This is a genomic window from Serratia sp. GW822-FHT06D09, assembly GCF_058799515.1.
Genome location: NZ_JBXALO010000002.1, coordinates 593,180 through 617,101 on the forward strand (window position 1 = coordinate 593,180; position 23,922 = coordinate 617,101).

Here is a 23,922-nt window from a genome sequence, read left to right on the forward strand (position 1 = left end):
TCAATTGCGGTCTTGTAGTGATTAAAAATCAGACTGCGAATGATTGCCATTCCCTCAGAATGCTCTTAAAAGACTTTTGCTGCCAACCGCACCTGATCTACCCAGCTTTGTTGGTAATCAAAGCTGGGGGCCTCATGTTGCGTCATCCCATGACGAACGATGGCTTTTACCGCCTGGGTAGCCAGCGGGTGCTTCTGGGCGATTTGCACGGCGATCAGCCGTGCCTCTTCCAGAGCGCTTCCCTCGCTGATCCGTGAAATAACACCGTGCCGCCAGGCTTCCTCCACGCCTATGACGCGACCGGTCAGTAACCAGTCGAGGGCGATATAGGGGGAGATGCGCGCCGGCAGGCGCGAACATCCGCCTTGTGCCGCAATCAGCCCCAGCCCGGTCTCCGGGAAACTGAATTGCGCATCCCGCCCGGCGACGATCAGGTCACAGGCCAGCGCTATCTCGAACCCTCCGCCGAAGGCGATACCCTCCACGGCGGCGATAATCACCTTGGTGAGTCGCGCATGCACCAGGCCGGCAAAGCCATTCGGATCGACCACCGGAAGTTCGCCCTGCTGAAAGGCTTTGACGTCCATCCCGGCCGAGAACACCTGTGGCTGACCGGTCAACAGGATCACCCGAACCTTTTCATCCTGCTCGGCCTGTTGCAGGTAGCGTTGGATCAGGCGAGCCATCGCCAAATTGATGGCGTTCTTTTTTTCCGGCCGGTTCAGGGTAATCACGGCGATGCCGTCCTGTTGTTCATACAGCACCGGTGGTGGCAGGTCAGTCATGGCTTTTTTCTCCCTGGAAGAACAGCAGCGTCAGCAGCAGGGCGATGGCGCCCAACGGCAACGAAAACAGCGGCAGGTAATAAGCGGGCAAGGTATACAGCGTCAGGCCGCCGAGCATGCCCCCCGCCGCAATGCCGGCATACAGTACCGAGCTGTTCAGCGACACGGTCAGCGCGCCAAAACGTTTGGACAGCGACAGCAAGTGGTGCTGAATAGGTACCAGATACATCCAGCCGGTAATCCCCCATACCAGAAATATTGCCAGCACCCACCAGGGTGAGGTGACGTAAAAGGCCAGCAGGAACAATGAAAGGGTTTGAATCGACACGGAAAACAGCAGGACAAATTTACTGCCGAAGGTATCGGTTAATAAACCGGAAACGAAATTGCCGATGACGGCCCCGATGCCGAACACCAGTAACGCGAGGGGCAAAATCGCCTCCGGGCCCAACTGAGTATTCTTCAGTAATACGCTCACATAGCTGTAAACAATGTGTTCGGAGCAGACGGCGAAGAAGGTGATCAGCAGCGTGGTCAGCACTGCCTTTTGTCGCAGTGGGGCCAACCGTTCTTTCAGCGAATGTTTCCCCGGCGCGGCTATGGCGTTCAGCGCCAGCGAAAGCCCCAGCAGCGCAACGGCACCTAACAGGGCGATCAGCAAGAAGATCTCCCGCCAGCCGATCAGCTTGGCGAGGAAGGTGCCAAAGGGAATGCCCAGCGCGATAGCCAGCGTCATGCCGCCATACACAATCGATATCGCCAGCCCGCGGCGTTTTTCCGCCACCAGCCCGACTGCGGCGGCGGCGGCCTGCGGCGTGTAGCAAGCCGCCCCCAGCGCCGCCAGTACGCGGCCCGCGGAGATTTGCAAAAAGCTGTCGGCATAGGCGCAAACCAGATTACCGGCGATAAACAACACCAGAGCCAGCTGCAAGATATGTTTGCGGTTGAGGTTGCCCAGCAGCCAGGCGGTCAGCGGAGCGAACACCATATAGGCCAGGGCGAAGACCGAGATTAACTGCCCCGCTTGCGCAGGGCTGACGGCAAAGGTGCCGGAAATCTCGTCAAGTATGCCGGCGACGATAAACGCATCGGTACCGATGGCAAAGGTGCCGGTCGCCATCAGACACAGCGTAAGAAAATGGCCGTTGTAGTCCGTCAACTTCATCCCGCTCTCCGTAACGCATTGGCGGCCCAGATTTTGCTCAGCGCCGCCAGGAAATATTCCACGTCCTCATGAGTATGGGCCGAGGTCGGCGTAACCCGCAAACGTTCGCTGCCGACCGGCACCGTCGGGGCATTGACCGGTTGCACGTAAATATCGTACTCATCGAGCAGTTGTTTGCTGATGTGCTTGTTGCGGTGTGGATCGCCGACCAGCACCGGCAGAATATGGCTGTCCTCCGAGACCAGAGGAATACCGGCGGCGCGCAGGCCGGATTTCAGGTGATCGATTATCGCCAGCAGATGTTTGCGTTGGTTGTCATGTTCCAGGTTGTATTTGAAGCTGGCCAGCGCCGCCGCCACCACCGGCGCGGGGGAGGAGGTGCTGAAGACGAACGCCGGTGCCCAGCTGCGTACGGCTTCTACCACCGCGCGCGGTGCGGCGATATAGCCACCGGCAGCGCCGTAGGACTTACCAAAGCCCCCCTGAATAATGGTGATCTTGTCCAGCAGGCCCAATTGCTCGGCATAACCCAAGCCCCGCTGGCCGTAAACGCCGGCGGAGTGGATTTCGTCCAGATAGGTTAGCGCCTGATGCTTCTCCGCCAGCGCGACAATCTGTGTCAGCGGGGCAAAGTCGCCGTCCATCGAATAGAGCGACTCGAAGGCGATCAGCTTGGGACGCTGCGGATCGGCTTCCTGCAGCAGCTCGGCCAGGTGCGCAACGTCATTGTGGCGAAAGATTTTCTTCTCCGCCTTGCTGTAGCGAATGCCGTAAATCATCGAAGCATGGTTCAGCTCATCAGAAAAGACGATCAGATTGGGAATGGCGTCGCACAGCGTCGAGAGCGTGGCGTCATTGGCCCCAAAGCCGGTGGTGAACAACAGCGCGGACTCCTTGCCGTAGGCTTTGGCCAGCAAGCTTTCCAACTCGCTGTGGTAGATCGAAGTGCCGGAAATACTGCGTGCCCCGCAGGTACCCAGCCCGACACGGTTTACCGCCTCGGTGGTGGCCAAAATGACCTTGGGGTGATGGCTCATCGCCAGATAGTCATTGGAGCACCAGACGTTCAGACGGCGCTCACCCTGTTGCCCGTGGCTGGTGGCCCAGGGTTTATCCAGCACGCTGCGTTCCAGGTTGAGGAACTCGCGGAACCGGCCCTGTTTTTTGGTTTCGGCCAGTTTTTCTTCAAGAATGTTCAATACGCTCATACGGAATTCCTTACATTAGAGGGCTTTAATCACCAATGAAACACCCTGGCCGACACCGACACACATCGTCACCAGCGCATTGCTTAATTGCCGGGTATGCAGCTCCAGCGCGCTGGAAAGCACCAGACGCGCGCCGGACATGCCCAGCGGATGCCCGAGGGCGATGGCACCACCGTTCGGATTGACTCGCGTATCGTCGAAGTCGATGCGCCAACTTTGCAGCGTCGCCAACACCTGCGCGGCAAATGCCTCATTAATTTCAATGACGTCGAAATCATTCAGCGTAAAACCGGTACGTGTTAACAGACGCTCGGTCGCGGCGATCGGCCCAATGCCCATCAACGCGGGGGCAACGCCGGCGCTGGCGCTGTCGCCAATTTCCGCCAGCGGCTGGAGTGACTTGCGCTTGACATAGCGACCGCTGGCCAGCAACAGCACGGCGGCACCGTCATTGATACCGGAGGCATTCCCGGCGGTGACCGAGCCTTCGGGGCTGAAGGCCGGCTTCAGCGCCTGCAGTTTTTGCAGCGTGGTCTGGCGCGGGAACTCATCCTGCGCGAAGGATTGGCGGCTTTTGCGATCGACCTGAACATCCAGCGCGGTGATCTCCCTGGTCAAGCGGCCATTTTCGATAGCCCGCCAGGCCTTTTGCTGCGACGCCAGGGCAAAATTATCCTGATCCTCGCGGGATATGCGGTATTGCTGCGCGACGTTTTCGGCCGTGATGCCCAACGGATCGCTGCCATAGCGTTGCGCCAGCTGCGGGTTGACAAAGCGCCAGCCCAGCGTGGTGTCGAACAGTTTGATCCCCTTATCGAATGGCGTTTCGCCTTTGCTCATCACATAGGGCGCGCGGCTCATGCTTTCGACACCGCCGGCCAACACCAGATCGCTAAGGCCGCTTTTGATTTTTGCGCCGGCATAAATCACGGCGTCCAGCCCGGAGGCGCACAGCCGGTTAAGGGTAATCGCCGGTACTCCCTGATCCAGACCGGACAACAAGGCCGCCATGCGCGCAACGTTACGGTTGTCTTCACCGGCCTGATTGGCACAGCCCAGCACCACCTCATCGACATCCGCCTCGCTTTCCGGGTGTCGTTGCAGCAACGCCCGAATAATCGAGGCCGCCATATCGTCCGGGCGGGTTAATGCCAGACTACCGCCGTAGGCGCCGATCGCCGTGCGCGTACCGTCAATCAGATAGACCCCATCGTCTTTAATCGTCATCATTTTTCCTTAGGGCGCGACGGCCAGCTCGGGCCTTGTGGTGTGAAGCAACGAGTAATGCGGGTAATAGCGGGCGGAATGCAGCAGTTGCGCCATATTATCCAGCGTCGATTTCACGTTTTTCTGCCCGAGCTGAGCCAGCCAGGCAAAAATGCCGTCGGCATAGTTGACGCCGGCCACGGCGGCGATATCGATGTCTTCTCGGCTACAAACCCCGCTCTCCACCATGATCACCGACTCATTGATCAGGCTGCTCAGAACTCGCGCGACGATCAGGCCTGGTGAATCTTTAACAAACTCCACCTGCGGGATCACCGCTTGCAGCAGCGTGAGGAACAGCGCTTTATTCGTCTCGCTAGCCTGTTGGCTGTGGGCCGCCACCAGAAAAGCGGTGTTGGCGTAGTTCAGTGCAACGTCGATCACGAAGGTATCGAGGCCCGCTAAGTCGGCAAGCTGATTGGCCGTTCGCCCATCGGTGATTTTGACTGCCAGACTGTCATTCACCTGGATAAACCGTCCCAGCACCGGGTGTTCCGGCTGACGTGTTATTGGGAGGGGCGCCCAGGTCGCGAGGGCATGCTGTTGCAGCAGATCGAACAGCGGATGTTCGCCAAAAAAATGCAGCGAGCTCAGCGTACCGCCGCCGGCAGCCGGTGGGGGGGCTGTGTCAGCCGAGGGAGAAAAAAAGGAGCGGCCGTTTTTCTTCCCCAACAGCCCGGCATCCACCAGCGAACGTTGCAAATGGCCGGGGGTGTAGCGGGGGTCATACTGCATGTCCTGCCAAATCTGGCTGCTGACCTGATAATTAATGTCCTGACCGATAAAATCAGTCAGTTCCAAAGGCCCCATGCGAAAGTGGCCTCCGGCCTTGAGCGCACGGTCGATTTGCGGTGCCAGCGCCACGTTTTCTTCCAGCAGGCGAAACCCTTCCAGATAAAAAGGCCGCGCCATGCGATTGACGATAAAACCCGGCGTGGCTTTGCAGACCACAAACTGTTTGCCTATCGCCGTGACCAACTGCTGGCAGCGTAAGGTTGTGACCCGGGCGGTAAAATAGGACGGGATAATTTCGATCAGCTTCATCAGCGGTGCCGGGTTGAAGAAATGCAGGCCGATAAAGCGCGAGTTATTTTCGATGCCCGCGGCCAGTTTATTCAGCGACAGCGAAGAGGTATTGGTGGCGATAATCGCCTCTTTTTTTACCGTGGCGGCAATGGCCGCGAGGATCTCATGCTTGGTGGGTTCATGTTCCGCAATGGTTTCAATCACCAGGTCACTGTCGGCGATAGCGTCGAAAACAGGCGAGAAAACCAGGTTGGCCAAGATCTCGCCTTTTTTCTGTTGGCTTATTTTTCCGTTATCGATTTTTTTATTCAGGTCACCGACAATATAATCACGTGCCTGATTCAAAGAATGAGCGCTGCGATTATAAAGCAGGGTTCGTATGCCGTTCAGTGCCAAAAGATAGGCAATACCTCTGCCCATGGTTCCGGCGCCAATCACGGCGACCGAATTTATTACCGTATTATTCTCTGCCATAAAAATCCCCGTGAGTATTCTTCTGCTTTGCAAAATTCGCAAATGCTTATATTTTATTTGAATTTAAAAAGCACCAGGTGCCTATGGCGAAGGTAATTGGCGGCGAAGTGACTGTCTAACGGTAGAAGTGACAGGTTTACAATAAATAGGCTTTATGTTATTCGCGAAATTCTTAGCGCCGGTGCAATATAAAGTCGTTATTTATTAATAATGGCAGGGGAATAGCTGTTTTTGTTATAGCCATGGTATTTTTTATTATATGAAACGGCTGTTGTCGCCCTGAGCCCTCCACTATAGTTAACCTCACTTAATGATTGCGGCGCTGTGCTCTGGAGAACCCGTGTTATGGACACTCACTTTCAGCCTTTGATGGATGATCTGCTTGGCAGCCTGTCTGACCGCGACCTTTTTTTAAACCGTCTGGCACCTTGCGCTCAGGCGCTGGGCTTCGAGTACTTCTCTTATACGGTCTTTTCCTGCTACCCTGCCAGCCGGCCCAAGATGCTGATAGAGGGCAATTATCCTGCGCAATATCTTGAGGACTATCGCAAATTGCGGATCTACCTGCAGGATCCGATGATCGAGCAGGCCCATCACTCTACGCTGCAATTCTATTGGGACGAGCCGTTCTACCGGGATAAACCGGAGCTGTGGTGGCGCATGGCGCAGTACGGCATTCGTGAAGGCTGGTCGCAGTCCGTCAAGGATTGCTACGGCCGGTTGGGCATCCTCACTTTTGCCGGTAAGAGTATCCCCACTCAGTCCCCGCAGGCCGGGGCACGTAACGAAACTTTCTTTCTGTGGCTGGCGCAGACCGCCCACAAGACGCTGCGCGAAGCATTAATATCGGTAAACGACGAGGCAATAAAGGATGTGCTGACGCTGCGTGAGAAAGATATTTTACGCTGGTGCAGCGAAGGCAAAACCTCGGAAGAAACGGCGCTGTTAATGGGCTTGAGTGAGCGCACCGTAAATTTCCACATCGGTAACTCGATTAAAAAACTGTCGGTGGCCAATAAAACCGCCGCTACCGCAAAAGCGGTGTATTTACAGTTGATTTAGCCGCCTTTGAAATAATTATTCGGCTAGCCGTTAGACGGGTTGTGTTTATATTTTGTTAAATAAGGAAATATCCCACTCAGTATTTACCGCCGATCACAAAAGCGCGACAAAGCGGTTCACCCTTATCCTCCCCGGCAGTACCCTGTGGGCACCACGGTTACATAGAAGGGATGTGATATGTATAAGACCATATTAGTGCCGATCGATATTGAAGAAGATCTGTTGACCGAGCATGCGCTGGAGCATGTGGTGTACCTGGCGAAAATGTCCGGTGCCAAAGTGCACTTTTTCCATGCGCTGCCGGACGCCTCGGCATTCGTTACCGCTTACTCGTTCGGCATCAAAGAGTTTGAGAACAAGGCGGAAGTGAAGGCGGTGGATAAGCTTAAGCAGATCATGGCGGAAATCGACCTTCCGCTGGAGCGGCTGGATTACACCGTCAGCTTTGGTTCGCCACGCGATCAGGTACTGGAACTGGCGGAGGAAATCGAAGCCGATCTGATCATCATCGGCTCGCGCCGACCGAGCGTGAAAACCTATCTGCTGGGTTCCAATGCGGCGGCCATTGTTCGCCATGCCAATATTTCGGTGATGGTTGTCCGGTAATCCTTTCAAATCAGGCCCGCAGTTTAACGCTGTGGGCCTGCCTCATTATTAAACGTTAGCGACAGAGAGCCGCAATCTCCTCATACAACGCCTGCGGGATGGTGACGCCGTGCTGTTCGCTGTATTGCCGTTGTTGAAAGCGCCGTTCTCCCGGAATGCGCGCCCCTTGCTCGCTCATATCAGCAAACAAGGCTTCCGCCCTGGCCAAATGCGCCACTTTATCCGGCCCCAGAAAACGATCGGGATCCATGGCGATGATCAGCTCGCCGCCGTAAGGGGAGGAGCCGGTCTGCCGATCGTAGGTCAGCGATTCCTTACTGGTCATATCGCCAATCAACGGCCCGGCAAGCAGTTCAACCATCGCCGCCAGCGCCGAGCCTTTATGACCGCCAAAGGTCAGCATCGCACCTTGCAACACGCTTTGGGCATCGGTAGAGGGTTTCCCCTGTTGATCTATGCCCCAGCCTGGCGGCAACGGGGTACCGGCACGACGATGCAGTTCAATCTCGCCGCGTGCGGCGGCGCTGGTGGCCATATCAAAAATAAAGGGGGGCCGCTGCGGCCGCGGCCAGCCGAAGGCGATAGGGTTGGTACCGAACAACGGCCGGCTTCCCCCTGCTGGCGTGACCCAGGCATGGCTGGGCGTGCAGGCCAACGCCACCAGGCCTTGATCGGTTAAAGGTTCGATATCGGCCCATAGTGCCGAGTAATGCACACAGTGGTTAATGGCCAGCGCGGCAATGCCGTTGGTGCGTACCTTTTCGACAAAAGCCGGCAGCGCCGTGCGATAGGCCAGCAGCGAAAAAGCATCGTGGGCGTCGACCCGCAAGATCGCCGGGGCCTGATCAAGCAGCGTCGGACGGGCATCGGCGGAAACTTTGCCCGCCAATAGCGAACGCACGCAGCCAAGCACTCGGTACAAACCGTGCGAAGCGCAGCCGTCGCGTTCACCGGCCGTCACATTTTGGGCGACGACATCGGCGTGTTCGGCGCTGAATCCGTTACTGCGCAATGCCTTCAGCGCCAGCTCATAGGCTTGCTCCAACGTCAGCCTCTGGGTTTGCGTCATCAGATATCTCCTCTGGATTTACTCTTCTTCATCACCGGCAAAATTCGCCCGAGGTAAACAGGTATAGGCGCCCCAGTAGTAGATCGCCAGCGCAATGACTGCGACGGTGATGGTGTCCCATGGGTGACCGATAGCGTTGATGCCGCCAAAACTGCCGAGATAAGAAGCGATGATAATCAGCGCATAGAAGGCGATCAGCCACAGCGAGGACCAAATCTGCTGCTTGAGGCTGACGGCATGGGTCGGCACCTTATTTTTGAACAGGATATAGACCACAAACATCAGGATTTGCAGGCCGAGCAGCCAGGAGACGGTATTCCAACCGGACCAGTAGACGATCAGCGCCGAGATGATAAATGACACCGGACCGAGCACGCAGAAGCCGCGCACGAAAAATGGTCGCGGCAGCTCAGGGGCATTGCGGCGCAGGCCGGCGGCGGTGACGGGCGCAATCGCGTAACTCAGGACCAGCGCGGCGGAAACCACGCCGATCAGCTTCTCCCATGAAGGGAAGGGCAGCGTCCAGAAGATCGACAAGGCGAAAGTCAGCCAGAGAGCAGGACGCGGAATGCCGGACTCGCCGTCGACGCGAGTGAATATTTTAAAGAAGGTGCCGGCGCGCGCCCAACCGTATACCACGCGTGGTGTGGCGTTCATATAAATGTTACCGGTGCCGCTCGGCGAGATAATCGCATCGCTCACCACCAGAAAAGCCAGCCAGCCCATGCCCAGGGTGATGGCGATATCACGGTAGGGCAGCGAAAATTGCTGGCTGATCCCGGCCCAGCCGCCGCTCAGCATCTCGCTGGGAATACTGCCGAGGAAAGCCACCTGCAGCAGCACGTAAATGAGCGTGGACAACACCACCGACAGGATCAGCGCGATAGGAATGGTGCGCTGCGGGTTTTGCACCTCGCTGGCAACCGAGATAATCGGCGTCAGGCCCAGGTAGGCGAAAATAATCCCCCCGGCGGATATGGCGGCTTCGACGCCGGCGGAGCCAAAGGGGGCAAACCCCTGGCTGTGCAGGTTTTCGGGTTTGAAGAAACTGAACAACACGACGATCACCAACAGCGGCACCACAAATTTAATCACGCTGATCAGGTTGTTGGATTTGGCAAAGGTCTTGACGCTGTAGTAGTTCAGCGCGAAGAAAAAACACAGCAGCAACAGTTGGACCAGCCAGCCGATCAGCGTTGGATCGCCGGAGCCCGGTTGGCTCAAAAAAGGAAACCAGGCGGCGGCGTACTGACGGGCGGCCACGATCTCAATGGAGATCAGGCTGGAGAACGCGATCAGGGTGATAAAGCCCAGCAGATAGCCCATCAGTTCACCGTGGGAAAATACCGGATAGCGGATAATACCGCCGGCGCGCGGCAGCGCTGCGCCCAGCTCACAATAGACAATGCCGAGCAGCAACACCGCCAGGCCGCCGATCAGCCAGGAGTAAATACCGGCCGGGCCGGCAATGGAAGAGACGTGGCTGGCGGCGAACAGCCAGCCGGAACCAAAGATTGCGCCCAGGCCGATAAACGTCAGATCGGTGAGCGTAAGCTGCTTCTTGAATTTGCCTTGGGTTGTCATGGAATGACCCTTTTGTTATTAGGTGGCAGACAGATGCGATTTGGTTAGTCGTTGGCTGGTGAGCGGAGAGATTCACGGGTGTAAATCCCGTTAACCAGCCGCAGCAGGCCCAGTGGATTGCTGTCTTGCAGCTGCGGGGGCAGCAACGCAGGGGGGTAATTCTGCAGGCAGACCGGGCGCAGAAAACGTTCAATAGCCAGCGTACCCACCGACGTACCGCGTGCGTCGCTGGTGGCCGGATAAGGGCCGCCATGCACCATGGCATCGCAGACTTCTACCCCGGTCGGATAACCGTTAAACAATACCCGCCCCGCTTTTTGGGCCAGCCGTTGGGCCAGCGGTTCTGCGTCGGCCAGATCCTCGTTTTCTGTCAGCAGCGTGGCGGTCAGTTGCCCCTGCAGGCTGTCCAGTGCGGCGGTCAGCTGTCGACGATCTTCCACTTCCACCAGAATGGCTGCCGGGCCAAACACTTCCTCTTGCAGCAGCGGGTTTCCGCTGAGCAGCAAATCGAAATCGGCCTGATAGAGCTGTGCCGTTGCTAAATGCGGGCGCTCTTCGCGATGACCGGCCAGGTGACGGATGCCGTTTTGCTCATCAAGGGCAGCCAATCCGCGGCGGTAATTGGCCAGCGTGCCGGCATTGAGCATGGCTTGCGCAGGCGCGGCGTTGACCTGTGCGGACAGTTCGCGCACAAATTCGCTGAATGCTTCGCCGCGTTGCCCGATGATCAGCCCAGGCTTGGTGCAGAACTGGCCGCAGCCGAGGGTGAAGGATGCGACTAGCTCGCGGGCGATCTGCTGCCCACGGCGGGCTAAAGCCTGCGGCATAATGATCAGCGGGTTGATGCTCGACATCTCGGCAAATACCGGGATCGGTTGGGCGCGCCGCTGGGCCAAATCGAACAAGGCCCGGCCGCCCCGAAGCGATCCGGTGAAACCCACCGCCTGAATGGCCGGATGCTGCACCAGTTCCGCGCCAATGTGGTCCCCATAAATCATGTTGAAAACTCCGGCCGGGATCTGCTGTTGTTCTCTTGCCCGTTCGATGGCCAGCGCGGTCAGTTCTGCGGTGATCATATGGCCGCTGTGCGCCTTGAACACCACCGGACAGCCTGCGGCCAACGCGGCCGCGGTGTCTCCGCCTGCGGTGGAGAATGCCAATGGGAAATTGCTGGCACCAAACACCGCCACTGGCCCGAGGGCGGTGCGATACTGCCGCAGATCCGGGCGGGGCACCGGCGTTCGTTGAGGCAATGCGCTGTCTATGCGCACGCCATGCACATCCCCACGGCGCAGCAGGGTGGCAAACAGTCGCATCTGGCCGCTGGTTCTGGCCCGCTCACCGCTCAGTCGGGCTAACGGCAGGGCGGTTTCCTGCATGGCGAAGCCGAAGAAATCCTCATCCAGAGCGTCTAATTGGTCGGCAATGGCCTCAAGAAAGTCGGCTCGACGCTCGGCGCTGAGCTGAGAATAGGCCGTGAATGCTTGTGCGGCGGCATCGGCGGCGGCGGCGGCTTCTTCGTGACTGGCCGAGAAAAAAACGTGGCCGGTCGGCAGGCCGTTGTCGGCGCGCAGGCTGACAAGCTGGGCCTCGCCGCTGGCACGGCGTTGACCGCCGATAAACTGTTGGCCGCTGATGGTATGGGCGTTGGACATGGGTTCCCCCGTTGGGTCAGTGACAGAGCCCGGCAGGCCGCCGGGCGTGAGTGGCGATCAGAGGCCGACATCCGGCAGCGCAGGGCGGTTTGCCAGCGCTTTTTTGACCACTGCGGTGACCTCGGCCAGGGTATCGCCCTGCAATGCCAGACGTGGCGGACGGGTAATGGCGCTGCCGCGACCCACCAACTCTTCACACAGCTTGATGCACTGCACCAGATCGGGACGCGCATCCAAATGCAGCAGCGGCATAAACCAGCTGTACAGCGCCAGCGCTTCCTCGAAGCGTTTTTGCTTCGCCAGACGGAACAAGGTTTCGCCTTCACGCGGGAAGGCGTTGGACATGCCGGAGATCCAGCCTTCAGCGCCGACGGCGATGCTTTCCAGCACCACGTCATCCAACCCGGCGAACAGCACAAAGCGATCGCCCACTTCGTTGCGCAGATCGATAAAGCGACGGGTGTCGCCAGAGGAATCCTTGAAGCAGACGATATTCTCGCAATCGACCAGTGACGTCAGGATATCCGGCGTCACGTCGTTTTTATAAATCGGCGGGTTGTTGTAGACCATGATCGGCAGATCGGTGGCGGTAGCGACGCTGCGAAAATGCGTTGCGGTTTCATGGGGTTTGGCTGAATAGACTAACGCCGGCATAACCATAATGCCGTCGACGCCGACCTTCTGGGCTTCGCGCGCCATATTGCGCGCAAAGGCGGTGGTGAACTCGGCGATACCGGCAATCACCGGGACCTGACCCTGAGCTGCGTCGCGTGCCACTTCAATCACCGACAGTTTTTCCTGAACGGTCAGCGAGGTGTTCTCACCCACGGTGCCACACACCACCAGGCCCGAAACGCCGTCTTTGACCAGGTTTTTGATCACCGTGTGGGTGGCGTCGAGATCCAGAGAAAAATCGCTGCGGAACTGGGTGCTGACCGCCGGGAATACGCCGCTCCAGCTAATGGCTTTATGGCTCATAGTGTTTTTCCTGTCGTCCAAGTTTGTTAATCAATGGTGAATTATTGGTGAAATCCAATCACAGATTGACCTGTATTGTTCGCAGGGGCTTGACGGTTTTCGCCGAATGCCATGACGAAATTGGCACAGTGTGGCGGGGTTTCAGACGAGAAGGAACCTGATGCACAAGGCACCATAGCGATTTTTTTACTAATATAAATCAGTGTATTAAAGGGTTATGGTGGTGCGGAAGTCGCGCGGCGTTGAACCGGTCATGGCTTTGAATTGACGGCTGAATGCGCTGTGATCGGTGTAGCCGCACTGCAAGGCGATGTCGGTAATCGGCATATCGCCGGCCAGCAGTTCGGTGGCTTTTTCCAGCCGCACCTTATGGATCATCTGGCGCGGCGTGAGATGAAAAATGCGTTTGCAGTAACGTTCAATCTGCGCCACGGAAAGTGCAGTGAGCGTCGTCAGTTCCTCAAGTGCGATCGGCCGGGCGTAATGCTGGCGAATGTAGACATCGATGGCCGCCAGCCGCTGATAGGCTGGGTGATTGGCCTTGGCTTCCTGCAGATCGTGCGAAATGCCGGCCATGCCGATGATTTTGCCCTGCGCGTCGTACAACGCCAGCTTTTGCGTCAGGCACCAACCGGTCTCACGTCCGTTATACAAGTGCATTTCCAGCTGATCCTGGATCAGCTCCCCGTGACGCAGCACGCGGAGATCCTGCTCGGTATACCCCGATCCGAGCTGGGCGGGGAAAACGTCCGCCGAGGTTTTGCCCAGCAGCGGCGCGACGGTTTTAAACCCACAGCGTTTGGCCAGCGTCAGATTGGCGAACAGATAACGGGCTTGCACGTCTTTGATGAAGAACACCACGTTGGGCATGGCATTGAACAGCGGGGCGATCAACGCCAGGGAATTAAGCAGGTCGCGCAGAGTATTCGGCCGTTGCTGTGCCAGGCCGTCGCACCAGCGGGACAGTTGCTCAACGGCGAAAACGTCATCTTCCTGTTCATCGAAAGCGGGCCTGGTGTCAGTGATAACCTGGTGGCGTTGAGTTAATCGCATGGCAATACCTTTTCCCGCTGGATGGCACAGAATCTGGAGTGGCCGGGCCGGCCATGTTGACGCGCCTCATCAATATTAACTTTCTTGTAACTTTTCAAGCGCAGCCGTCAATTATGCGGATCACCGCAAACTTTTTCCCTCCGTGACACATTCCACGCAGAAAAAATGGCCTCTTTCGCACAATCCTGGAAATAACATAAAAGTAACGATTTGATAAATAACTCATTCTTATGGCTCATCGCTTTTCTCTGTTCGGCGTTAACCGGATATCCAATTAAGGATTGTGCTGATTTCTGCATGTGCCGAGCCGAAATATATCAAGCCGCCGCTGACATATTCAGTCAGTCTAACGCCATCGGTAACATTTCATTAACTCAGGAGGCTCCGATGGCACTTTCTTCGCATTTCACCGCGCTGCGGGCGATCGATTCCCATACTGCCGGTGAACCTACCCGGTTGATCATCGAAGGGTTTCCCGATTTGGGTAGCGGCAGTATGGCGGAGCGCAAAGCCCGATTTGCCCAAGATTATGATGATTGGCGCAGCGCCATCATTCTGGAGCCGCGCGGCAATGATGTCCTGGTCGGGGCTTTGCTCTGCCAGCCCTGTTCGCCGCAGGCCGCTGCCGGGGTGATTTTCTTCAACAACGCCGGCTATTTGGGCATGTGCGGCCACGGCACCATTGGTCTGGTGGCCTCATTGGCCTATTTGGGGCGAATTGGCGTGGGAGATCACCTGATTGAAACGCCTGTCGGCACGGTAAATGCCAGGCTGCATGAGGATGGCAGCGTGACGGTGGAAAACGTACCGGCCTATCGCTACCGCCGCCAGGTAAGGGTGGAGGTGAGCGGCTATGGCCCGGTGGTGGGTGACATTGCCTGGGGCGGGAATTGGTTTTTCCTTATCGGTGAACATCACCTGGCGATCGATACGCAAAACCTGGACGCGCTCACCGCTTTTTGTTGGGCGGTGCGGGTGGCTCTGGAGTCTGCGGGTATTTATGGCGAAGACGGCGGGGTTATCGATCATATCGAACTGTTTGCCGCCGATCCGCAGGCGGACAGCCGTAACTTCGTGCTTTGCCCGGGTAAAGCCTATGACCGCTCACCCTGCGGGACCGGCACCAGCGCCAAACTGGCCTGTCTGGCGGCCGACGGCAAACTGCAACCGGGTGAGATCTGGCGCCAGGCGAGCGTGATCGGCAGCCAGTTCAGCGGGTATTACCAACGCAACGGCGATCGCGTAACGCCGTTTATCCGTGGGCAAGCCTATGTGTGCGCTGACAGCCAACTGCTGTTGGATGAGCGCGATCCTTTCGTTTGGGGTATCCGCTGATGGCTGCCGACAGGCGTGCTGAAGCGATCGTGGTGGGGGCCGGCATTATTGGTGCCGCCTGCGCCTGGCGCCTGGCGCAACAAGGGCTGCAGGTGCTGCTGGTGGATAATCAGCGCGCCGGTGCGACCGCCGCAGGTATGGGGCACCTGGTGTGTATGGACGACAACCCTGCCGAGCTGGCCTTAAGCGCCTACTCACTGCAGCTGTGGCGCAGCCTGGTGGAACGACTGCCGGAAAACTGCGCCTGGCGTGGCTGCGGTACGCTGTGGCTGGCAGAGCGGGACGATGAAATGGCGATTGCCGAAGCCAAGTGCCAACGTATGGCGGAGTATGGCGTGGCCAGCGAAATACAAAGTGCCGCACAGGTGGCAGGCCTGGAACCTATGCTACGCCCCGGTTTGGCGGGCGGGCTGCGAGTGCCGGGCGATGGCATTGTTTATGCACCTAACGTGGCCCGCTGGCTTGTGAACGACGCCGGGTCGGCAATCAGAGTCATTACCGGGGAGGCTTGCGCGTTGGAAGATCGGACCATCGTGCTGGCAAGTGGTGAGCGTCTGACGGCACCGGCAGTGGTGTTGGCCTGCGGTCTGCAGGCCAACAGGCTGCTGGAACAGCCCATGCTGCGGGCCAAAAAAGGGCAGTTGGCGATTACCGATCGCTATCCGCACAGGATCCATCATCAGTTGGTTGAATTGGGGTATGGCGCCAGCGCCCATGCCAGCGGCGGGACTTCGGTGGCGTTTAACGTTCAGGCGCGCCCAACGGGCCAGTTGCTGATCGGCTCATCGCGCCAGTTTGACGCCCCAGGCAATGACATCGATTTGCCGTTGCTGGCCGCAATGTTGGCGCGCGCCAACGCTTTTTTGCCCACGCTGGCACAGATGAACGTCATTCGCTGTTGGACCGGCCAGCGTGCCGCCTCCGCCGACGGTTTGCCGCTGTTGGGCCCGCATCCGCAACACCGTGGGCTGTGGCTGGCGCTGGGGCACGAAGGGTTAGGCGTCACCACCGCGTTGGGCAGTGCTGAGCTGATTTCCGCCCAGATCCATCATCATCGCCCGGCGATTGACGACACGCCTTATCTGGCTGCGCGGATGTTCAGTACGGAGGTGTTAGCGATATGAGTCAAAAACAGAATCAACTGAATGTGATCCTTAACGGTGAAAGCCTCTGGGTTCCGGAAGGGGTTAGCGTGGCGGCGGCGCTCAGTCTGAGTGGCGAGGACAGCTGTCGCGTTTCGGTCAGCGGGCAAGTGCGCACGCCGTTTTGTGGCATGGGAGTTTGCCAGGAGTGCCGCGTGACCGTAAATGGCCTGCGGCGGCTGGCGTGTCAGACCCTCTGCCAGCCGGGAATGCAGATTGAGAGGACGGAGAATGAGTGACCTCGTGTGCGATGTGTTGGTTATCGGTGCGGGCCCGGCCGGGTTTGCGGCAGCCCGGGCAGCGGCAGAAAGTGGCCAGTCGGTGCTGGTGCTTGATGATAACCTGCGCCCGGGCGGGCAGATCTGGCGTGACGGACCCAACGTGGCGCTACCGGCGCTGGCGCAGCAGTATCGGCGGGCGGTGGAAGCGCTGAGCAACGTGACCCTGCTGAACGGGGTGAAAATCATCGCTTGTTGTGGGCCGCAGAAAATCCTCTACGAAGCTGCGACTGGCAGCGGAGTGGTGAACTATCAAACATTGATCTTGTGCTGTGGCGCACGTGAGTTGCTATTGCCGTTTCCCGGTTGGACGTTGCCTGGCGTCACCGGTGCCGGTGGGTTGCAGGCGCAGATTAAACAGGGATTGCCGATCAAAGGGGAGCGGGTGGCGATAGCCGGCAGTGGCCCGTTACTGATGGCGGTGGCCGACAGCGTGATCAAAGCAGGGGGAAAAGTGGTGAGGGTGGCAGAACAGGCGTCAGCCATGCGCCTGACGGCATTTGCTGGCGGGTTGTGGCGTTGGCCAGCCAAATTACGCCAGTCATTTACCCTGCTCAACCGCCATTATCGTCCTGACAGCTTTGTGCTGGAGGCAATAGGTGAGCAACGGCTGACGGCGATACGGCTGCAGACGGGCACTCGCGTGACGACGCTGGCCTGCGAACGCTTGGCCTGCGGTTTTGGCCTGGTGGCGAACGTCGAATTGGCGATGCTGCTGGGCTGCCGCCTTCGTGATGACGCCGTTGCCGTGGACGAGAACCAGCAAACCAGCCAGCCGAAAATTTATGCCGCCGGTGAATGTACCGGAATAGGGGGCAGCGAACTGGCGCTGACGGAAGGAGCCATTGCCGGGTATGTCGCCACCGGCAATCAACAACGGGCGAAGGGATTGATGCGGCAACGTGATAAATGGAGGCGATTCGCCGATGCTGTGGCACAGACTTTTGCCTTGAATCCCGCGCTGAAAGCGTTGGCAGAACCGCAAACTTTGGTGTGCCGTTGTGAAGATGTTTCCTTAGGCCAGCTAAACGGCTTTCCTGACTGGACGGCGGCCAAGCTGAGCAGCCGCTGTGGCATGGGGGCTTGTCAGGGGAAGATTTGCGCGACGGCGGCGCGTCATTTGCTTGGCTGGCCGCTACCGGCACCGCGGATACCATTGACGCCGGTAAGGGCCGAAACCTTGGCCCGATTGAACGACATCGAGGCTGACGAATAAGCCTGCTACACTCAGGCAGATGACCGGACAAATCGGGCGGAAAACGGATGACGAATGCACTGATTACGCTGGGGCTGTGCCTGCTGTTAATACCGCTTTTGTTGTGGTTGATTAGCCGGGCGCTATCGGCCGCAAAAGATAAAAAGCCGCAAGGGGGTAAACCTAAACCCAGGACCGGCATGCCGCACGGCGATGATGAGTGATCCTTACGGGCGCGTGGGGCAGTGCGCCGACCGCGCCGTTGGTATTACCATCACTGTGGCCAGTAATAGGTTTTCTCATGCCAGCCTTTACCATACATGCAGGCTTCTATGGTCGCCGAGCGAGCATCTTCGTTACGATCGTTCTGCACTGTCTTGAACGAGGGCTGTTTTTCGTAGCGGTAACCTGCCGGGCAGTCTTTTTTGTCTTTCTTACAGCTTTGGTATTGGTTTTCGTAGCTAAACTCAAAATCTCTCACCACATCGGGAGGGAAACGTTCGTAACCGCGAGCTTTGCATTCAGCATATTCCATGTCGCGGGTGGCATTGCCGGCACCGGGTTTCTCCCACTGGGTGCAGGCGGTTAATGTCATTAATGGCAAAATAATCAAAAAGCTAAACGTCTTCATGGTATCCCTAACTCTTCCTTTCGTCCTGTATTCACACGCTAAGAATCTTCCTAAGCGAGATAGGGCATGAGTGTAATAAACTGATGTTAAAATTGGAAATGATAATAGTTATTGTTTAGGCGAGGTTGATGTAATACCGACAGTGCAGGGCTAAGAACGTTACTCCCAATCATGAAATAGTCCCGCTTGTTATAATGTACCTGCTAACTTTCATTGGATATATATGGGGAGTGATTTTTTAAGATATTTACCTAAAGATTAATTCTTATTATTGGTTACACAAAGGTATTTGAAGAACCGTGAATTAGAATAGGGACTTTTTTATTGCTTTTTATAAATTATCGAAATTAAAACTATTATTAAATTTGCCGGTAATACGATTGCAATTCATGCGCAAATTTTTTAGATTCAGGATCGAGAAGTGATTGTCATGATGATGAAGACGTTAAAGGGAGTTTTATTTTGGCGAATAAATCTGAAGTACCTAAAGACAGTGCTGATTTACCTTCATTATCAGAAGATTGTGACAGGTTAAGAAACCTTTCCGATGTTGGGGATTCATTGGGTTACGGTCGTACTCGTTTTTATCAATGGTGCCGGGGACGCGGTTTTCTCACGCTGATGAATGCGCCTTCAGCAGAGATGATAAGCGCGGGTTACATGGTGACGACGTTATCAGATAATGGTTACTCACGCGTTTATGTGACTGAGGATGGTTTTAATTTTGTGGGTGACGCCTTTCGCGAAGACATTCAAAAACGTATGGTCAAGCTTTAAGGGAATTATAAAAATCTTATTCATTTCAATATACTAACTACGGAATTTTCTTATGCTATCGACCGCGTTGTCTAACAAACATCGCGCTTGGCGAGGACCGATCCGTTGTGCTCCCGATGTTCTTCAGATCACTGGAAATTATCTTATTTTTGTATTGATGTTACCCCAGCGCTACAGCCGCAGCCTATTCTGTTGCTACTATAAAGACTGGTTTTTCCCAGGAGCTCAGGATGAAGCATTACGCCGCGTTATTTGTTACTACTTTGCTGTTGTCTGGCTGCGCTACGCAGTCCGTTCCGCTGCAGCAGGCCGAATTACCGCCTCCTAGCCGACTGTTGCTTTATCAAAATATGCCGCAGACGCCTTATGCGACCCTGGTGGTAGTACGTGACAGCGGAATGTTGGCGGGCAGTTGCCGAACCGGGGTTTATATCAACGGGGAGTTTGCTGCGTCGCTGGCGGCGAAAGAAAAGGCTGAGTTCCGGGTTCCGGTCGGCAATAATGAAATCAGCATTGGGCAGGATATGATCGAAAACAGTCTGTGTATCTGGCGCGATACCAGCGGCCGGCTACCGATGACGTTGCGTGCCGGTGAAAGTCGCTATTTCCGCGTGGCAGGAGATATGCAACGCGGATTTGTTCTGCAGGCCGGCAGGCCGTAATTCTGGCGGGGCAGTCAACGCCCCTGCCACCATCCCCACAGGGTAATCAAAAGCCAGGCCGCCGCGATCCAACATAATACCGCAGCGGCCAGCGCCCAAGACAATCTCATGCTGTTGATAAAGAAATACAGCGAGATCAGATACACCAGATAGGGTAAAACGGCCCACATGCCGAATATCAGCGTGGTTCTCAACGCTTCGATTGAGCGTTCGCTGCCGACGATGTAATGGGCAATCAGTGCGAAGGTAGGGAACAACGGTACCAGACCGGCGATATAGTAGCTGCGACTTTTGGCAAGCAGGCCAATGAGTACCACCACCAGTGCGCCAATCAGTGCTTTTACCACGATGCCCATAGGTTTCTCTGACGTAAATAAAAACACATTGCCTGAAAGTGTCAGGGTGATCAATCACAGGGGCAGGGGAAAACGGGCCCGCGGTTACGGCAGGCCGGAAGGGGATAGCTTATTGGCGGTAGGCGTGCTTAATCTGCTGAATGCTGTTTTTAAAGATCTCGGCCTGGGTGGGATCTTCAATCTGTGCGATAAAGCGTTCCATGTTGATAATGACTTTCCCGGCGTCGGCCTGGCCGATCGATTTCAGGATCAGCGTTAGCGTGGCTTTAAGGCAGGCGACTTCCGTTGCCAGCGTTTCCGGGTTTGCAGACGTAGTGAAGTCAACGTTGCTCATTTTCTCTCCTGATTTTTGAGGCCGAAGCCTGAAACAATGTGCTTTGTGGTGCACACCCGCACCGATTTCATTCAATCAGACGTGCAGATGCGTATTTAACTGGGCGCGGAGTATAGCATAGCATGCAGATATCCATCTGCACCGATAGCGCGATATCCGTGTCGGTGCGGCTAATGCGGCATCGATCGTGGTTTTATCAACTTCCACTTTATAGTGCATAGTCACTAGTGATTATTGAATGGGGTGTTGGTAGTTTGGTAGCGGGGCCGCCGGGGAATAATAGCCAAGTTATTTTTTTCGAGTTAATAAGTATTTGTCCGTCGGGTTATTGTTAACTTGTTAGGGTTATTTAAATCATCAACCCTGGCTGCGAGCTGACGTCCGGGGTGAGTAATTTCTTTACGCAATGACTCTTGCGAGGGAAGATAAAAAGCAATCTGTCATATTGTTTTATTTCAATGGATTACAATCTTGTTGCATTGGTGTTAATATTATCCGTGTTGCGATTTCTTACACTGATTTTACCTTCGCTTCTGGATTATCGCAGTATCATGGGGCCCGGTTCACTCAGGGTAATATTTACATCGACGGCTTTTTATCTGCAGACAAGGGTTTTATCGGGCTGCCTGAGTGACTAAAATTCGAAAATCAGGCCCACTGCGCAAAGTTAATCGGAAGTAAGTATTAATCTGTGTTCATTCTTGGCTAAAAAACAAGTAATATCTCAGGCTATAACAGAGGCTGATTGCGTTACTCCCTTCTTTTTGGAGATTTTTCCTTGATTAGCGTTCTTCTTGTTGATGACCACGAACTGGTGCGCGCAGGGATACGACGCATTCTTGAAGATATCAAAGGTATAAAAGTTGTCGGGGAGGCCCAGTGCGGTGAAGACGCCGTGAAATGGTGCCGTGGCAATGCTGTAGATATCGTTCTTATGGATATGAACATGCCGGGTATTGGCGGGCTGGAAGCCACGCGCAAAATTGTACGCTATGCGCCCGACGTTAAAGTCATCATGCTGACTATTCACACTGAAAATCCCTTGCCGGCAAAAGTGATGCAGGCCGGAGCCGCGGGTTATCTGAGCAAAGGTGCGGCACCGCAGGATGTGGTGAATGCCATTCGTACGGTGCAGGCCGGGCAGCGTTATATCGCGTCCGATATCGCACAACAGATGGCATTGAGCCAGTTGGAGCCGCAGACGGAAACCCCGTTCAGCTGCCTGTCTGAGCGCGAGCTGCAGATTATGCTGATGATCACCAAAGGCAAAAAAGTTAACGAGATCTCGGAACAGTTGAGTCTCAGCCCGAAAACGGTGAACAGTTACCGTTACCGTATGTTCAGCAAGCTGAATATCAGCGGTGATGTCGAACTGACACACCTGGCTATCCGACACGGATTGTTCAATGCGGAGACGTTGTTAAGCAGTGAGTGACCGTTTTGATGCCAAAGCATTTCTCAGTACCGTAACCAGCCAGCCTGGCGTCTACCGTATGTATGACGCTACTGGCACGGTTATCTACGTCGGTAAAGCCAAAGACCTGAAAAAACGCCTCGCCAGTTACTTCCGCCAACAGGTTGGCAGCAGGAAAACGGAGACGTTGGTTAAAAATATCGCTCAAATAGACGTAACTGTTACTCATACCGAAACAGAAGCGCTACTACTGGAACATAACTACATAAAGTTATACCAACCGCGATATAATGTTCTTTTGCGAGACGATAAATCTTACCCGTTGATCTTCCTGAGCGCGGACAGCCACCCACGTCTGGCGGTTCATCGCGGCGCCAAACACGCCAAGGGGGAGTATTTCGGGCCTTTCCCCAATTCTTATGCCGTGCGTGAAACTCTGGCGCTGCTGCAGAAATTGTTCCCGATACGCCAGTGCGAGAACAGCGTGTATCGCAACCGCTCGCGTCCCTGCCTGCAATATCAGATTGGGCGTTGCCTGGGGCCTTGCGTCGCCGGATTGGTGAGTGAGGAAGAGTACCGGCAGCAGGTGGATTACGTGCGCCTGTTCCTGTCCGGTAAAGATCAGCAGGTGCTACACCAGTTGATCGAAAGGATGGAAAACGCCAGCAAGTCATTGAACTTTGAAGAAGCGGCACGCATCCGCGACCAGATCCAGGCGGTACGCAGGGTGACCGAACGTCAGTTCGTTTCCGGCAACAGCGACGATCTGGATGTGATTGGCGTGGCTTTCGAATCCGGTATGGCTTGCCTGCACGTGCTGTTTATCCGTCAGGGTAAGGTATTGGGTAGCCGCAGTTACTTCCCGAAAGTACCGGGCGGCACCGACATGAGCGAAGTGGTGCAAACCTTTGTCGGCCAGTTTTATTTACAGGGCAGCCAGATGCGCACCTTGCCGGCGGAAATTCTATTGGACTTTACTCTGCCGGAGAAAGACCTGCTGGCCGAGTCGCTTTCAGAACTTGCCGGCCGGAAAATTCAGATTCAGAGCAAACCGCGAGGGGATCGCGCACGTTACCTTAAACTGGCTCGTACCAACGCGGCGACGGCGCTAACCACCAAACTTTCCCAGCAGTCGACTATCCATCAGAGGTTGGCCGAATTGGCGAAGGTGCTCAACCTTGCCGAAATTAACCGCATGGAATGTTTCGACATCAGCCACACCATGGGTGAGCAAACCGTGGCTTCCTGTGTGGTATTTGACTCGAATGGTCCGCTACGTTCGGAATATCGGCGCTATAATATCACCGGCATAACGCCAGGGGATGATTATGCCGCGATGGCGCAGGTGTTGAAGCGCCGCTATGGCAAAGCCCTGGAAGAGAAAAAAATCCCCGACGTTATTTTTATCGACGGCGGCAAGGGGCAGCTAGGTATGGCGATTGACGTATTCAATTCGCTGAACGTGACCTGGGATAAAAACAAACCCTTGCTGATTGGCATCGCCAAAGGAGCCGACCGCAAAGCCGGGTTGGAAACGCTGTTTTTTGTGCCGGAAGGCGAGGGTATTGCCTTACCGTCGGATTCGCCAGCGCTGCATGTGATCCAGCATATCCGCGATGATTCGCATAACCATGCGATCACCGGGCATCGGCAGAGAAGGGCAAAAGTAAGAAACACCAGCGCGTTGGAATTGATCGACGGCGTTGGGCCAAAACGGCGACAGGTGCTGTTGAAGTATATGGGCGGACTTCAACCATTATTGAACGCCAGCGTTGAGGAAATTGCAAAAGTGCCGGGTATTTCACAAGCATTGGCAGAAAAGATCTACAATGCATTGAAACACTGAGGGCAATGTAGCAACATACTC

The 23,922-nt window shown here is 55.9% G+C and carries 23 protein-coding genes; 10 read left to right on the forward strand and 13 right to left on the reverse strand.

Translation table 11 applies throughout. The annotated features are described in order from the left end of the window. Positions 1-65: 65 nt before the first annotated feature. From AC1RKG_RS06500 to AC1RKG_RS06520, 5 genes are read right to left on the reverse strand one after another with little or no spacing between them, the layout of a single operon-like run. Positions 66-785, reverse strand: a complete 720-nt coding sequence (locus AC1RKG_RS06500) for an enoyl-CoA hydratase-related protein (RefSeq protein WP_493182402.1) — start codon at positions 783-785, stop codon at positions 66-68. Beyond that, entirely contained in the window at positions 778-1,950 is a 1,173-nt protein-coding gene (locus AC1RKG_RS06505) for an MFS transporter (RefSeq protein WP_116690780.1), read from the reverse strand. The genes AC1RKG_RS06500 and AC1RKG_RS06505 overlap by 8 nt, the downstream gene beginning before the upstream one ends. Next, entirely contained in the window at positions 1,947-3,158 is a 1,212-nt protein-coding gene (gene hemA / locus AC1RKG_RS06510; RefSeq protein WP_493182404.1) for a 5-aminolevulinate synthase, read from the reverse strand. Before hemA ends, AC1RKG_RS06505 begins: the two co-directional genes overlap by 4 nt. Positions 3,159-3,173: 15 nt before the next feature. After that, positions 3,174-4,385 carry an acetyl-CoA C-acyltransferase gene (locus tag AC1RKG_RS06515; protein WP_493182576.1) on the reverse strand — a complete coding sequence of 404 codons (1,212 nt, stop codon included), beginning with the start codon at positions 4,383-4,385 and terminating at the stop codon, positions 3,174-3,176. Between the two features lie 9 nt (positions 4,386-4,394). Next, a complete protein-coding gene (locus AC1RKG_RS06520) occupies positions 4,395-5,924 on the reverse strand; it encodes a 3-hydroxyacyl-CoA dehydrogenase NAD-binding domain-containing protein (protein ID WP_493182406.1) in 1,530 nt (509 codons plus the stop codon). A gap of 345 nt (positions 5,925-6,269) precedes the next feature. On the opposite strand from AC1RKG_RS06520, the gene AC1RKG_RS06525 reads away from it, so the two are divergent. Continuing rightward, positions 6,270-6,986 carry an autoinducer binding domain-containing protein gene (locus AC1RKG_RS06525; protein ID WP_020826218.1) on the forward strand — a complete coding sequence of 239 codons (717 nt, stop codon included), beginning with the start codon at positions 6,270-6,272 and terminating at the stop codon, positions 6,984-6,986. A gap of 177 nt (positions 6,987-7,163) precedes the next feature. Continuing rightward, positions 7,164-7,592 carry a universal stress protein gene (locus AC1RKG_RS06530; protein WP_020826219.1) on the forward strand — a complete coding sequence of 143 codons (429 nt, stop codon included), beginning with the start codon at positions 7,164-7,166 and terminating at the stop codon, positions 7,590-7,592. Between the two features lie 55 nt (positions 7,593-7,647). Here AC1RKG_RS06530 and AC1RKG_RS06535 read toward each other — a convergent pair whose 3' ends face one another. From AC1RKG_RS06535 to AC1RKG_RS06555, 5 genes are all read right to left on the reverse strand, one after another. Beyond that, on the reverse strand, positions 7,648-8,661 hold the full coding sequence (locus AC1RKG_RS06535) for an Ldh family oxidoreductase (RefSeq protein ID WP_493182408.1): 1,014 nt from the start codon (positions 8,659-8,661) through the stop codon (positions 7,648-7,650). Between the two features lie 18 nt (positions 8,662-8,679). Next, positions 8,680-10,245: an APC family permease gene (locus AC1RKG_RS06540; RefSeq protein ID WP_122078409.1), complete on the reverse strand. Its 1,566-nt coding sequence runs from the start codon at positions 10,243-10,245 to the stop codon at positions 8,680-8,682. A 44-nt stretch (positions 10,246-10,289) separates the two neighbouring features. Further along, a complete protein-coding gene (locus tag AC1RKG_RS06545; protein ID WP_197820513.1) occupies positions 10,290-11,900 on the reverse strand; it encodes an aldehyde dehydrogenase (NADP(+)) in 1,611 nt (536 codons plus the stop codon). Between the two features lie 57 nt (positions 11,901-11,957). Continuing rightward, positions 11,958-12,878: a dihydrodipicolinate synthase family protein gene (locus tag AC1RKG_RS06550; protein WP_020826223.1), complete on the reverse strand. Its 921-nt coding sequence runs from the start codon at positions 12,876-12,878 to the stop codon at positions 11,958-11,960. 207 nt (positions 12,879-13,085) lie between these two features. Next, a complete protein-coding gene (locus tag AC1RKG_RS06555; RefSeq protein WP_020826224.1) occupies positions 13,086-13,931 on the reverse strand; it encodes an AraC family transcriptional regulator in 846 nt (281 codons plus the stop codon). Between the two features lie 387 nt (positions 13,932-14,318). Between AC1RKG_RS06555 and AC1RKG_RS06560 the strand changes: the two genes are divergently transcribed. Genes AC1RKG_RS06560 through AC1RKG_RS06575 form a run of 4 tightly spaced genes read left to right on the forward strand, consistent with a single transcriptional unit; the run spans position 14,319 to position 17,902 of the window. After that, positions 14,319-15,266, forward strand: a complete 948-nt coding sequence (locus AC1RKG_RS06560; RefSeq protein WP_115061057.1) for a 4-hydroxyproline epimerase — start codon at positions 14,319-14,321, stop codon at positions 15,264-15,266. Next, positions 15,266-16,390: an NAD(P)/FAD-dependent oxidoreductase gene (locus tag AC1RKG_RS06565; RefSeq protein WP_493182411.1), complete on the forward strand. Its 1,125-nt coding sequence runs from the start codon at positions 15,266-15,268 to the stop codon at positions 16,388-16,390. The genes AC1RKG_RS06560 and AC1RKG_RS06565 overlap by 1 nt, the downstream gene beginning before the upstream one ends. Next, a complete protein-coding gene (locus tag AC1RKG_RS06570) occupies positions 16,387-16,647 on the forward strand; it encodes a (2Fe-2S)-binding protein (protein ID WP_493182413.1) in 261 nt (86 codons plus the stop codon). Before AC1RKG_RS06565 ends, AC1RKG_RS06570 begins: the two co-directional genes overlap by 4 nt. Further along, positions 16,640-17,902 carry an FAD-dependent oxidoreductase gene (locus AC1RKG_RS06575; RefSeq protein ID WP_493182415.1) on the forward strand — a complete coding sequence of 421 codons (1,263 nt, stop codon included), beginning with the start codon at positions 16,640-16,642 and terminating at the stop codon, positions 17,900-17,902. The genes AC1RKG_RS06570 and AC1RKG_RS06575 overlap by 8 nt, the downstream gene beginning before the upstream one ends. A gap of 253 nt (positions 17,903-18,155) precedes the next feature. Here AC1RKG_RS06575 and AC1RKG_RS06580 read toward each other — a convergent pair whose 3' ends face one another. Beyond that, positions 18,156-18,512, reverse strand: a complete 357-nt coding sequence (locus tag AC1RKG_RS06580; protein ID WP_020826230.1) for a hypothetical protein — start codon at positions 18,510-18,512, stop codon at positions 18,156-18,158. Between the two features lie 462 nt (positions 18,513-18,974). Between AC1RKG_RS06580 and AC1RKG_RS06585 the strand changes: the two genes are divergently transcribed. Further along, positions 18,975-19,289 (forward strand): hypothetical protein, encoded by a 315-nt coding sequence (locus AC1RKG_RS06585; protein WP_071844565.1) that lies wholly within the window; start codon positions 18,975-18,977, stop codon positions 19,287-19,289. Positions 19,290-19,519: 230 nt separating this feature from the next. Further along, entirely contained in the window at positions 19,520-19,951 is a 432-nt protein-coding gene (locus AC1RKG_RS06590) for a hypothetical protein (RefSeq protein WP_046373938.1), read from the forward strand. A 14-nt stretch (positions 19,952-19,965) separates the two neighbouring features. On the opposite strand, the gene AC1RKG_RS06595 is transcribed toward AC1RKG_RS06590, so the two are convergent. Both AC1RKG_RS06595 and AC1RKG_RS06600 read right to left on the reverse strand, forming a co-directional pair. Beyond that, entirely contained in the window at positions 19,966-20,307 is a 342-nt protein-coding gene (locus tag AC1RKG_RS06595; protein ID WP_044549716.1) for a GlpM family protein, read from the reverse strand. Between the two features lie 109 nt (positions 20,308-20,416). Then, positions 20,417-20,641, reverse strand: a complete 225-nt coding sequence (locus tag AC1RKG_RS06600; protein WP_020826235.1) for a DUF2594 family protein — start codon at positions 20,639-20,641, stop codon at positions 20,417-20,419. 778 nt (positions 20,642-21,419) lie between these two features. On the opposite strand from AC1RKG_RS06600, the gene uvrY reads away from it, so the two are divergent. Both uvrY and uvrC read left to right on the forward strand, forming a co-directional pair. Next, the gene (uvrY, locus tag AC1RKG_RS06605) at positions 21,420-22,076 is read left to right on the forward strand and encodes a UvrY/SirA/GacA family response regulator transcription factor (protein ID WP_041414407.1); all 657 of its coding nucleotides are present in this window, start codon (positions 21,420-21,422) and stop codon (positions 22,074-22,076) included. Next, positions 22,069-23,901, forward strand: a complete 1,833-nt coding sequence (uvrC, locus tag AC1RKG_RS06610; protein WP_142815526.1) for an excinuclease ABC subunit UvrC — start codon at positions 22,069-22,071, stop codon at positions 23,899-23,901. The genes uvrY and uvrC overlap by 8 nt, the downstream gene beginning before the upstream one ends. Positions 23,902-23,922 lie beyond the last annotated feature (21 nt).